At 47.6% G+C, this 397-nt stretch carries 1 protein-coding gene; it reads left to right on the top strand.

The window, feature by feature from the left end; genetic code table 11:
* Window positions 1–158: 158 nt before the first annotated feature.
* Window positions 159–397: TraC family protein (locus tag AB4513_RS24415; protein WP_133151953.1), on the top strand; the 239-nt coding region annotated here is incomplete at its 3' end.

The raw sequence follows: 397 nt of genomic DNA, 5'->3' as shown, positions 1-397 counted from the left end.
AAAGATTGATTAGGAAAAAAGAAACGAAGCTTAAACATCATTTTTATCATGGGCGCGCGACATTCAGTCTCAGCCTTCTCTCAATGAGGGGGGAATCCATCAAGCGGTCCAAGATTGTGTCACGCCCCCTAACATTAAAATAGAAAAAGGGATCCCCCATGTTTTCCTCCTCACGCAGTGGCTTATCCGCCTTATTTCAAGAGGCCAAGCAAGCCCAAAACCACCTTCACCATGAACTGCCGTATCGAGATTACGATCCCATTGAGCGGGTGTTCGACAATCCCCACTCTCGCGGTTTTGGCTTTAAAATCAGTGTCCTTGGGGGCGCTAACGACGATTTAATTCAGTCGTTAAGCCACCTCATGGGGGATTTGCCAGCAGGGGATAAATGGGACTA

It is taken from the genome of Vibrio sp. 10N.222.54.E6, assembly GCF_041473955.1.
GTDB lineage: Bacteria > Pseudomonadota > Gammaproteobacteria > Enterobacterales > Vibrionaceae > Vibrio > Vibrio tasmaniensis_A.
The sequence above is the reverse complement of the archived record's forward strand: the minus strand, read 5'-3'. Positions and strand labels throughout refer to the sequence as shown.